Raw genomic sequence first — 11842 nt, 5'->3', positions numbered from 1 at the left:
TTATTAAAAAAATTGAAATCCAGCAGTTCGCTGTAGCCAATTTGAATCCCACTCTGGATCTACGTCATAGCACCGCAATATCTCAGCATAGATTCCGCTAATGAGTAGCGGAATGACGAGTTTTACGCTTATCAAATTGTAGGTAAATCCTATTTAATACGCTTTTTCTAGTACTCTGCTTTTCTTCTTAAATGCATTGATCTTTTTTCTACCGTATTTAGTCTTTAACGTACTTGGCCTTTTAAAGACCTTTTTGCTGTTACGTTTTTTAAATTGCACACTACAATCAAAATTTAGCTCTCCTTCTTTGTCTGCCAGTGCAGGCAGTCTTCTCTTATCTTGAGGTGTAACAAAAGATAGCGCATACCCTTCAGCTCCAGCGCGTGCAGTTCTACCTATACGATGAATATAGTCAGCTTGCGATTGTGGTGCATCATAATTGATAACATGTTGAATGTGGGGAATATCAAGGCCGCGAGAAGCAACATCTGTTGCAACCATGATTTGATTACGGCCACGACGAAAAGAATTAATGACCCTTTCGCGCTTGTGCTGCCTTAAATCACCATGAATTGCTAAAGCGCTATAGTCATCTTTGTGCAATCTGCTAGCTAGCTGATCCGCTCCTTGCTTTGTTTTGACAAAGATAATGATTGATCCTTCGCGCTGACATAGTTGTATAACAAGCTTCCCATATTTTTCTGATTCTGATGCATAAACAACTTCTTGCTTAATTTTTACAGAAGTTGTAGCCTCACAATCAACAGAAATACGTTCTGGTCGATTAAGGTACTTCTCAGTAAGTTTAACTATATCACTAGGAAGAGTTGCAGAAAACATAAGAGTCTGCCGTATTTTTGGCAGATATTTCATGATCCCTTCAATTTGAATTCCAAAGCCCATATCAAACATACGATCCGTTTCATCAAGCACAAGAACGCTAACATTGCGAGTAATCAAAGTTTTACGCTCAATATGGTCCATAATACGACCAGGAGTACCTATTACAATTTGTGGTTTTTTCTGAAGTTGATTTAGCTGCCTAAAAATAGGCTCACCACCAATCAACAAAGCGACCCTTAGTGCAGAATTTTGAAATAAGAGTTTTTTTATCTCATTTGTTACCTGATGCGCAAGCTCCCTGGTTGGCACAATGACTAAAGCTGAACCAGCGTTAGGCTCATTCAGCAACTTAGCAACCAACGGAATAGCAAATGCCAAAGTTTTTCCAGTTCCCGTTTGAGCAGATCCGAGAATATCTTTACCTTGTAGCGCTAAGGGAATCGCTTGTATTTGAATCGGAGTTGGGACGAAAAGATTATTTTTATCTAGAGCTTGTGTAAGCGAAGCTGGTAGACCCATCTCATGAAAATTATTCACAATACGTTAATCCTATTAAAAGACTTCATAATAGATTAATCTTCCAATCTTAAGTTTATTGCAGATTTTTTATCTTCTCCGTTTCTACCGCGCTCTTCTTTAACTTCATAACTCACCCTTTCCCCTTTTATTCCTTTCTCTTTATTCTCTCCTTTAAGTGCCTCAGGCCTTATTCCTGAACGTTCCAATGTGCTAATATGTACAAAAACGTCACCCCCTTTACCTTCTGGCTTGATGAAACCATAGCCTTTTTCGGCATTAAACCATTTTACATTACCAAATTCCATTTAAACAACTCCTAAATTATTAACTAATATTACTAATGTGATGAAAAACTTTGAAATTACGATTGAGAATGCTTTAAGCTTAGCTATTGAAACTAAACCTTTATACTCCATAGTCTATTCTTAACATTACATGACAATAATACACAATTGTTGCACTTGATGCAAATAAAATTTTTAATCGTTAAGCGAACCTGCAACCGTCATTTCGCTAACTTTAATCGTCGGTGAATTAAATTGCCCACAAAAAGTTAGATCATCTGCAACGACTAAATTGCTAAACATATCCTTCAAATTACTAGCAATGGTAATCTCATGTATTGGATACACTATTTTTCCATTTTCTATAAAAAATCCGGAAGCGCCTTGGCTGTAATTGCCATTGATTAAATTGACACCAAAACCAAACAAATCAGTTACATATATTCCTTCTTTCACTTCCTGAATTAATTCTTCAAATGATACATTACCATTCTCAATGTAGAGGTTACTAGCTGCAGGAATAATTGCAGCATTACTTGCACGAGTTGCACTTCCGGTTGTTTCTGAGTTTAATTTTTTAGCCGAGTATAAGTCTAAAATCCAATTTTGTAATATTCCGTTTTTTACAAATATATTTTTCTTGCTAATTATCCCTTCTCCGTCAAATGGTCTTGATGCTATGCCTCTTGGCAATAACGGATCATCGATAATGCTAATTCTATCATTAAAAATTTGAGCGTTTAAACTACTCCTCAAGAAAGAACTGTTGCTCACAATGCTGTCGCCATTTATAGCAGAAGCGAAACTTTTTACTAGCCCCTTTGCTGCTCTTTTTTCAAAAATAACCGGAAACTTACCAGTTTTAATTGTACGTGAATTCAATTGATCAATTGCTCTTTTTGCTGCTTCTTTTCCTATTAACTCTGGCAACTTTAAATCACTAAAATTACATGCTATATCATAATCGTAACCAACCTTCATTTCACTTTCTCTTCCAGCAACAACAGAGACCTGATTAACAAAGGTTGATTTACTAAACGAGCCAATAAAACCAGAAACAGTTGATAATACTGTATTCACTAAAGCGTATGAAGAAGAGGCTCCTTCAGAATTAGTGATACTCTTATGTGCGAGGGCTGAATTTTCTGCAGCTTCAGCAATTTCTTTTAGGTTATCAACGGTTACAACATTATTATCTGAGATACTTAAATCTACAGAAGAGGTATAATTACTACCATTTACAGCAAAATTAATGTGAGGATCTTCTGGTGCATTCTTTGCCATTTCTACCACTTGGCTTACTGTATCACTCAGATTATTCAAATCGTTTGTAGAAATATACGCAGCTTTGTTTTTACCTGCTATAGCTCTGATTCCTACAGTGCAATTTTTAGATTGTGATATTTGCTCAATTTTTGATAGACGCTGAGAAACTGAAGTCTTATTAGTTTCATATATTGTAACTTCCGCATCTTGATTTTGCTTTTTTATTAGTTTAGTAATATCTGCTGCAATATTTAATATATTCATTTTCTATTCCTTAGATTTCTATAAAGATTCTGCACCACCTATAACTTCAATTAAATCAGTCGTAATCGCTGCTTGACGAGAACGATTATAAAGCAATGCTAATTTGTTCAGTATCTCTTTAGTGTTTCTGTTTGCTGATTCCATAGCAACCATTCTAGCACTATTCTCACTCGTTGCACTTTCAAGTAAAGCAGAGTAAAGAGCAATTACAACGTAATCTTGAACCAAAGATTTTAAAATAAATTCAATATTTTGTGGTTCATACTCATAGCCGTAATCTGTTATTGGACCAGCCAGAGAGTTATCAATCAAGGATGAGTCTTTACTCCATGGTTTTATTGTTTCCAACATTGGTTTTTGCGTGAAGGTATTATAGAATTTGCTATAAAAAACTTTAACTTTATCGTATTTACTTAGATCTATACCACCAACCAAAGCTTCTACGTGCTTTAACGTGATTCCCTTACTATTTTCAATTTTTAAGATACTTTTAGAGTCAAATCTATTTTTCCCTATATCAAAAGCTTTTTTACCAAGAAATACAATATCTACTTTTTTGCCATTTGTGATTAACTTATTTTGACTAAATTTGACAATAGAAGAGTTAAAGTTGCCGCACAAGCCACGATCAGACGCAACAATGAATACTAGGTAAGAACCGTTGTTACTGACATTTAGAATTTTTGCCAGTAATTCTTGATCAACTGATAGCATTAATGAAGAAATAATGCTATGCAGCTTAGATATATATAATTTTGAATTTGATAATTTCTTTTGGCTTTGTAATAACTTTGCTGCAGAAACCATTTGCATTATTTTCGTGGTTTTCTGGACAGACCTAATATTCTTAATTCTTAAGGAGAATTCCTTTAAGCTCTTCATTTTGTATACAACTCTATTTATTAAAAATATATAACTGTTAGTGTCTAAAAGCAAGTTTTTTTGACATTAAAACCAAGTCTAGCTAAGAAACTTGCAGGTTTATTGTTTGGAGATAAGGATTATATTAAGAAAGTGCTCTAACTTCAGCAATATCAATGTGAAAGTAGCCTAATGGTAATTTCTACACTTTGTGGAATTTTATAATATATAATAAACACAATTAAAACTATTACAACTTGAACACTTATGATCCCATTGTTCTAGTTCCCTGTTACAATTTTTACATTTCCAGCCTGGATCAGGCAAAGCTTCTGAGCCCATCTTGTTTAGCCAATAAATTACCTTGTCGTGTTCTTGCAATGTAACCTTGAGCTGTATTACAATAAAGTAGATTGACATGTAATTAGCTTTTTTCATAGCAGTGTCTAAATATTGACTTGCAAGATCATATTTACCTGAACTCATTGAGGACAAAGCAAGTAAACAGTAACTAAAATAATAATCAGGGCGTAAGTTGTATAGTCTTTCAGCACCTTTACTATTTAAATTGATGTACATTCTAGCTGACTGAAGAGTAGGATTTACTGCATATTCTGCCTCTAGCACTGCAGAAGCTTTTCTGATTTTTCCAAGTTTAATATATAATTCTGCCTTTAAATAATTGATGGGCCGAAAAGTTGCATAATAACTTTGTGCTCTGAATAAAGACTTTATAGCCCCTTTAAAATCCCCTTTACTTTCATATTGTTTTGCCAAAGCACAATAAAAGACTGCAAACATTTCTTTATGGTCAAAGGGAAGAAAAATATTGAACTTAACTGCTTCCTTCAACCTTAAAATTGCATTAATCCAATCTTCTTTCAATATGCAATGCTCTATTTGAAAGGGAATAGATAGCATTTTATCGTTAATTGAACTAGAGCAATATTCTATAAATTTTTGAAAGACTACTTTTTCTTGTTTGAGGTGGACAATCAGCTTATTGGCTAGAAGTAGAGCTAAGTTACGATTTTTATTTGCAATATTTGTTAAACCGTTACTGAAAAAGCTGTAATTTCCCGTCTTAGAGGTTGTCCACAAACCAAGGAATACGTAGTATATAAAGAAAGAATATTGAGGTAAGAGATGAGGAAAAAATATCCAACAGATTTAAGTAAAAGGGAGTGGGCAAGAATAGAAAAACACTTCAGAGTATCGTACAAGAAAGGAGGAAGGCCACCAAAATACAGTAAGTGTGAGATAGTAAATGCAATTCTTTATATACTGCGCACAGGATGTCAATGGCGCTATTTACCACACGATTTTCCGCCGTGGAAGGCTGTGCATGAACAGTTTAGAAGATGGAAAAAGCAGGGAATTTTTGAGAAAATGAACTATGATATCACTAAATATAGTAGGTCAAAAATGGGAAGAAATGAGGAGCCGAGCGCATGCATAGTGGACAGTCAATCGGTAAAAACCACGGAAAAAGGGGGGTCAAAGGTTATGATGGTGCGAAAAAGGTAAAGGGGAGAAAAAGACATATAATCACAGATACTCAAGGATTTGTGCTTGGTTGCTATGTAGGAGCTGCAAGCGAAAATGACAGAGATGGGGTGAAGATGGCATTGGACAATATGAAGGAAAAATACAGCAATATTAAGAAAATGTGGGCTGATATGGGATACCAAGGAAAAGATTTAAAGGATTACGTAAAGAGAGAATATGGGATAGATATTGAAATTGTCAAAAGGCCTCCATGTAGGTTTTGGGTGCATAAAGATACACCACTAGAACTATTGCCACAACGGGATCCTGGATTTTCAGTACAGCCGAGAAGGTGGGTGGTAGAGAGGACTTTTGCTTGGATCAATAGAAATAGAAGGCTATCAAAGGAGTACGATTTACTTACAACATCTACTGAAAGTTTCATATATCTGGCTATGAGTAAAGTTATGTTAAGTAGGGAATATGCTTGATTTACTGGTTTGTGGACAACCTCTTATACCAACTCTCATTGTTGGCCAGTCAAATAGGAGACATTGCAGAGTTGTTTAATTGTGGAGCTGGCAAGAGAAGTAATAAATTTGCACAAAGCACCCTCAAGCAGAGCAATTGTATCGTATATTTTATTGCGCAAAATGTTCTGTTTTATATATAACCAAAGCCTCTCAACAGGATTTAGCTCAGGTGAGTACGGAGGTAGGTATATAATATCGATATTTTTAGGTACCTTTAAATTTTTTGACCTATGCCAACTAGCACAATCCATAACAAGAAAAGCCTCTCGTGTTTCTAGATATTGCGACATCTGCTCAAGAAATATGTTCATGCAATCAGTGTTGACATTTGGTGCAAATAAGCTAGAACTCTCTCCATTTCTAGGATTAACCGCACTATAGAGATAGAAATTTTGCCTACCTAATTTTGTTTTAACCTGTGTTCTAATCCCCTTTTTAAACCACCCATGTCCAACCTTTGAATGTGTGCCAAACCGTGATTCATCAAAGAAAAATAGCTCTTTTTCTGGATACTTGCTAATAGCGCCATTGAGATTTTTTTTTGAATTCCTCTTGTTTGCTTTTATCTTGTCCATTATGAACTGGTCTTGGTGTAATATATGAGAATTTCATCTTTTGCATATAGCGGTGTACTGTAGATTTGCTGATATTTAATCTGAACTTTTCCTGGATTCTTATTCTCATTTCTTTAATGGTAATATTAGGATTTTCTTCTATCCACTCTTCAATTTGCTGTAGTTGAACCTGATTTAATTTAGTTTTTCTACGGCGTTGTGGAGGAGCAAACAGTTTTTCTTCTCTGCCAAATTTCAAGAGTTTTACCCACGAAGTTAGTGCGCTTCTTGAAATGCAATATATTTTTGCTACAGCCGTTATACTGTACTTTTTTGCTGCAATTACAGCATTTAGTTTTTTTGAAACATATGCATTATTCCTTACTTTCTTCAGCATTTCTTTTGCTGATTCTACTACTTTTTCATCCAATAATTTTGATCTTAATGCCATTTATACCTCAACTATTTTACTTACTTCATTATGGCTTTTCTTCCATCTTTGTCCATCTGTTTGCCGTGTAATGGGAATTGGTATTAGAGGTTGTCCACAAACCAGTAAATCAAGCATATTCCCTACTTAACATAACTTTACTCATAGCCAGATATATGAAACTTTCAGTAGATGTTGTAAGTAAATCGTACTCCTTTGATAGCCTTCTATTTCTATTGATCCAAGCAAAAGTCCTCTCTACCACCCACCTTCTCGGCTGTACTGAAAATCCAGGATCCCGTTGTGGCAATAGTTCTAGTGGTGTATCTTTATGCACCCAAAACCTACATGGAGGCCTTTTGACAATTTCAATATCTATCCCATATTCTCTCTTTACGTAATCCTTTAAATCTTTTCCTTGGTATCCCATATCAGCCCACATTTTCTTAATATTGCTGTATTTTTCCTTCATATTGTCCAATGCCATCTTCACCCCATCTCTGTCATTTTCGCTTGCAGCTCCTACATAGCAACCAAGCACAAATCCTTGAGTATCTGTGATTATATGTCTTTTTCTCCCCTTTACCTTTTTCGCACCATCATAACCTTTGACCCCCCTTTTTCCGTGGTTTTTACCGATTGACTGTCCACTATGCATGCGCTCGGCTCCTCATTTCTTCCCATTTTTGACCTACTATATTTAGTGATATCATAGTTCATTTTCTCAAAAATTCCCTGCTTTTTCCATCTTCTAAACTGTTCATGCACAGCCTTCCACGGCGGAAAATCGTGTGGTAAATAGCGCCATTGACATCCTGTGCGCAGTATATAAAGAATTGCATTTACTATCTCACACTTACTGTATTTTGGTGGCCTTCCTCCTTTCTTGTACGATACTCTGAAGTGTTTTTCTATTCTTGCCCACTCCCTTTTACTTAAATCTGTTGGATATTTTTTCCTCATCTCTTACCTCAATATTCTTTCTTTATATACTACGTATTCCTTGGTTTGTGGACAACCTCTTACCTGAGTTAAAGAGCTTTATTAAAGACAACCTATCGCTCTCCTCACTCAGACTTTTAACTAGCTTTTGGGCATTCTCTATATTGTCTAAGTCTATGCTAAAGAAAGCTTCAAAGAGAAGCAATTCTTCCCTATCCCTTCTTCTATTTCTTATGTTGGCAAATGTTGATGAAATGGAGGAAAAAAAGCGTACAAGTGTAATTAATAAAAATAATAAAACTACACAAGTAAAAATAATGAAATATAGATCAATACTTATAGTGTAATTGCCTAATTCCAATTTTATTACTTCACCACTTACCTTGACCCATATACCAAATAAAAACGAAAAAGCGAAAATTATAAAATAAATCATGAGATATATTGTAATAAGTGATGATATATTGTTGAAATATTCTTAGAAGCTACAATAAAACCATTCAATTTATTCAGCCATGGCTTGAATTCTGAATGCGTTAAATTGCTTACTGTAACAGTTATATTTTGCCAATCATTATCATTTATTGACTCCTCAATTTCTGCGAATTTTACTCTTAATGGATCATTTCGGTCGTCTACCTTTATCCAGTTTGAAATGATTTTTTTAGACAATGTACTTTTGTTGTAATCGATAGTATCAATAGTTTTTTCAAAAGATAACTTCAATTCGTGTAAGGTATTTATCTCTTTCAAATTTTCTAATTCATCTACTGCATTTTCTATCTCTGGATCGTCAAGCTCTGATATCAAAGGCTTTATTGAATTTATATGGTTATCAAATTTTGCTTCTCGCAATAACGAATTCTTCATTTTAACCACAAGTAATAGCAATTTTGCAAGGTTCTTACATCTTGAGTTATTATCACCTTGCTCACATTGAGTATGCTGACTTCTCTTGAGGTCAAATATCTTTTTTTCTATTCTAGATTGATTAACTTCAAGCAACATTCTAAATTCATCCATGTTTTCCGTTAAAGCTTTCACATTGTTTTCACTCTCTTGCTGATTTATTTTTAAAAAGATTATGTTATTTATTGTGATGTAACCGGTAAATAACAATACAATTAAGAACCAACCTATGTACTTTTGCTGAGTATCATTCATAACGTAGTATCTCCGCAGGATCTTGTGCAGCTGCCTGCAACGCAGGAGCAATTGTCGCTAAAAATGATAAGAGTAACGCAAGTGCAGAAATATTTACTACGTCTTGGGGTACTAATATCACTGGCAAACTTGAAAAAAAGTATATCATAGGATCAAACAGCTTGACGTTAGTAATGTTTTCTAAAAACACTCTAATGCTTTCGATATTGAGAGAAAAAACGACACCTATAATACAGCCAAGACAAGTTCCCGTAAAACCGATTAATAGACCACAAGCGCAAAATATACGCATAATGCTTCCACTTGTTGCACCAAATGTACGCATAATTGCAATCGCGGATTTCTTTTCTTGCACTATCATCATTAAATTTGAGATAATATTAAACGCTGCTACAACTATAATCAAAGTGAGAATTAAAAACATCACATTTCTTTCAGTTTTTAAAGCACTAAAATAATGGCTTTGCTGTGATTGCCAACTTTCAGCTTCCATTCCTATTTCTTTTTCTATAGCATCTGCCAGCTTATCAGCTCTAGTAACGTCGTCTACAAGTACTTCTATATTTTTTATGCTATTTTTATAATTAAAAAAGGCTTGTGCTGATTTTAGAGGCATATATATCAAGGTATTATCATACTCAAACATACCCATATCAAATATTGCTATAACTTTATATTTTTTCATTCGCGGCATTTCACCAAGTAATGCATCAAATTCTTCAGATGATATAAACGTAATTTCGTCGCCATAGTCAACGTTCAAAGCTTCTGCTAAGCGTGCTCCTATTATTATTCCTTCATCAAATTTTTTTACATCACCTATAATTACATTATTTGTAACGGCAGTACTATCAAGCAAGTCTTTAGTTGATACACCTCGCACTACGCTACCTGCAATTTTACCGTTTGCTACAATAATAACTTGATCATTGGTCATAGGAGTAGCTTTTAATATACCAGGAATTCTCTCAATAGATTTTGAAACTGCGTAGTAATCTGAATTTATGTTCCTATCAAAATAAACATTAATATGGCCATCAATGCCAAGTATTGAGTCAAGCAACTTTGCTCTGAATCCGTTCATCACAGACATCACCACTATTAGTGTTGCAACTCCAAGGGCAATGCCGATAATAGAGAACAAAGTCATTATAGAGCAAAATCTGGCATTTTTCGCTCGCAAATAGCAAGCAGCCATAGTAATTTCAAAGGCAATGGACATTACAAAATATTTTGAGGTTAAACATTATATTTTTGAAACTTCGTATAATTGTAGACTTTTCTTTATTTGAAAACTAGAGATTTTTGCTTCCTTAAATTTAGCAGGCTTATAGAGTATCTTTAACATTAGAATTTCAAAATCTTCCATATACATCATCCAACCTCACTATATCATTATCAGATAAATGCTCTCCTATCTGAAATTCAACTATTTCAAGTGGAGAGCTTATGCTTCTATTTTCAATCCTATGGGAAACTTCCCTTGGGATTTCTATCATATGGTCTTTTGCTATAGCATATTCTTTGTCTTCTAAACTAACATACCCAACTCCTGATAGCACTATATGGTATTCATCTCTATAGTGATGGAATTGCTTAGAAGTGCAGCTTAATGGATTTATAAAAAGATATTTTATAAGAAAATTTTCGCTCATTAAAATTATACTACAAAATCCCCATGGTTTAACTTCTTTCCTTATCACCTTTACTTTCTTAACTTTATGAATAAATGAAATTAGACTTTTGTTTGGTTGCTTACAAGCTCCACCCAATAAATTTTTATTACTTTTTGTCGTTGAAACTGGTTCTTTTTCTCTAATCACATGCTGAAATGACACCGGTTCTTTACTAAACTTCTCACTCAATTCTAAAACTGAATTCCAAGTTCCAACATCCAACCAATCGAAATTAGCTTCTATCATTGCAACGTTTTTTGCTTTCTCCATCACCAAGTAATCAATGGATATGCCTTCAATTCCTGCAAAATCTCGTTGTTTTAAATACAGAAATCTCTCTTGCGGTGTGAAATATTTAAAACATAAATTGTAAAGATTCGGGGCAGATTTTTTAATCTCATCTATGTAGCGTTTTGCTTTAAACACAAATATTCCAGAGTTCCAATAATGATCGTTACTTAACTTACGCTCGGGCTTTTCTGTAAAATCTTTCACTATATGACATTTTTCTTTCTGATCATATACTGCATTTATATAGCCGTATTCAGAATTGAATTCATGAGGCTTAACCCCAAAAGTGACTATAGAGTTAGTTTCAGAGGCTAACTTAGACGCTTTTTGAGTAGAAGCATAAAAACTATTCAAATCACCTATAAAATGGTCTGAAGGCAGAATTAACATTGTCTCGTTTTCATTGCAGAGAAGTGCAGCAATTAATATTGCCGCTGCTGTTCCAATTTTCACTGGTTCGAAAATCACTTTATATTCTTGCAGTGCATGCAATTCCTCCATCACTAATGACTCGTACTGTATATTTGTAGCAATTATGGGCGGCATATAATCGCTTTTTAGCCTCAACAAAGTGTTGTGAAACATAGTGTTCTGACTAAATATTTTCTGAAATTGCTTTGGCTTAGATAAAGGCCAAAGTCTGCTACCACTACCACCACACAATATTACAGGGCGCATTTAGTTAAGATATTAATTAAATAATTAATATCTTATACTGAGGGCAAAA

General features: G+C 34.4%; 10 protein-coding genes and 2 pseudogenes. 1 reads left to right on the top strand and 11 read right to left on the bottom strand.

Annotated elements, in window-relative coordinates:
- Positions 1–153: 153 nt before the first annotated feature.
- The 5 genes and pseudogenes from OOK89_RS00995 to OOK89_RS00975 form a co-directional block, all read right to left on the bottom strand.
- The gene (locus OOK89_RS00995; protein WP_264719080.1) at positions 154–1380 is read right to left on the bottom strand and encodes a DEAD/DEAH box helicase; all 1227 of its coding nucleotides are present in this window, start codon (positions 1378–1380) and stop codon (positions 154–156) included.
- A 35-nt stretch (positions 1381–1415) separates the two neighbouring features.
- Entirely contained in the window at positions 1416–1667 is a 252-nt protein-coding gene (locus OOK89_RS00990) for a cold-shock protein (protein ID WP_006279919.1), read from the bottom strand.
- 174 nt (positions 1668–1841) lie between these two features.
- Complete coding sequence (locus OOK89_RS00985) at positions 1842–3176, bottom strand: TldD/PmbA family protein (RefSeq protein ID WP_264719079.1); 1335 nt, start codon at positions 3174–3176, stop codon at positions 1842–1844.
- Between the two features lie 18 nt (positions 3177–3194).
- A complete protein-coding gene (gene atpG, locus OOK89_RS00980) occupies positions 3195–4058 on the bottom strand; it encodes an ATP synthase F1 subunit gamma (RefSeq protein WP_264719078.1) in 864 nt (287 codons plus the stop codon).
- A gap of 198 nt (positions 4059–4256) precedes the next feature.
- Positions 4257–5138: pseudogene (locus tag OOK89_RS00975) on the bottom strand (heme biosynthesis protein HemY); the annotation flags it as partial.
- Positions 5139–5183: 45 nt separating this feature from the next.
- Between OOK89_RS00975 and OOK89_RS00970 the strand changes: the two are divergent.
- Positions 5184–6016, top strand: a protein-coding gene (locus tag OOK89_RS00970; RefSeq protein WP_264718686.1) for an IS5 family transposase whose coding sequence is annotated in 2 segments (ribosomal slippage) — positions 5184–5550 and positions 5550–6016 — 834 coding nt in all. Because the reading frame shifts where the segments join, the coding sequence is not laid out codon by codon here.
- Between the two features lie 35 nt (positions 6017–6051).
- Here the strand turns inward: OOK89_RS00970 and OOK89_RS00965 are convergent.
- The 6 genes and pseudogenes from OOK89_RS00965 to OOK89_RS00940 all read right to left on the bottom strand — a co-directional run bounded on the left by OOK89_RS00965 (position 6052) and on the right by OOK89_RS00940 (position 11793).
- A protein-coding gene (locus OOK89_RS00965; protein ID WP_094745768.1) for an IS630 family transposase occupies positions 6052–7063 on the bottom strand; the annotation gives its coding sequence in 2 pieces (ribosomal slippage) (positions 6052–6600 and positions 6602–7063; 1011 coding nt in all).
- Positions 7064–7172: 109 nt separating this feature from the next.
- Positions 7173–8005 (bottom strand): IS5 family transposase gene (locus OOK89_RS00960; RefSeq protein WP_264718686.1). Its coding sequence is split into 2 segments (ribosomal slippage): positions 7173–7639 and positions 7639–8005, totalling 834 coding nucleotides; the frame shifts between segments, so codons are not numbered across the junction.
- Positions 8006–8063: 58 nt separating this feature from the next.
- Positions 8064–8420: pseudogene (locus tag OOK89_RS00955) on the bottom strand (heme biosynthesis protein HemY); the annotation flags it as partial.
- On the bottom strand, positions 8417–9148 hold the full coding sequence (locus OOK89_RS00950; RefSeq protein WP_038250643.1) for a hypothetical protein: 732 nt from the start codon (positions 9146–9148) through the stop codon (positions 8417–8419). The pseudogene OOK89_RS00955 and the gene OOK89_RS00950, both read right to left, overlap by 4 nt.
- A complete protein-coding gene (locus OOK89_RS00945) occupies positions 9141–10370 on the bottom strand; it encodes a lipoprotein-releasing ABC transporter permease subunit (RefSeq protein ID WP_012673387.1) in 1230 nt (409 codons plus the stop codon). The genes OOK89_RS00950 and OOK89_RS00945 overlap by 8 nt, the downstream gene beginning before the upstream one ends.
- Positions 10371–10503: 133 nt before the next feature.
- Positions 10504–11793 carry a sugar phosphate nucleotidyltransferase gene (locus OOK89_RS00940; protein WP_006280310.1) on the bottom strand — a complete coding sequence of 430 codons (1290 nt, stop codon included), beginning with the start codon at positions 11791–11793 and terminating at the stop codon, positions 10504–10506.
- Positions 11794–11842 lie beyond the last annotated feature (49 nt).

Source organism: Wolbachia endosymbiont (group A) of Lasioglossum morio (genome assembly GCF_947250585.1).
Classification (GTDB): Bacteria; Pseudomonadota; Alphaproteobacteria; order Rickettsiales; family Anaplasmataceae; genus Wolbachia; species Wolbachia pipientis.
This window is presented reverse-complemented; position numbering and strand designations above follow the sequence as displayed.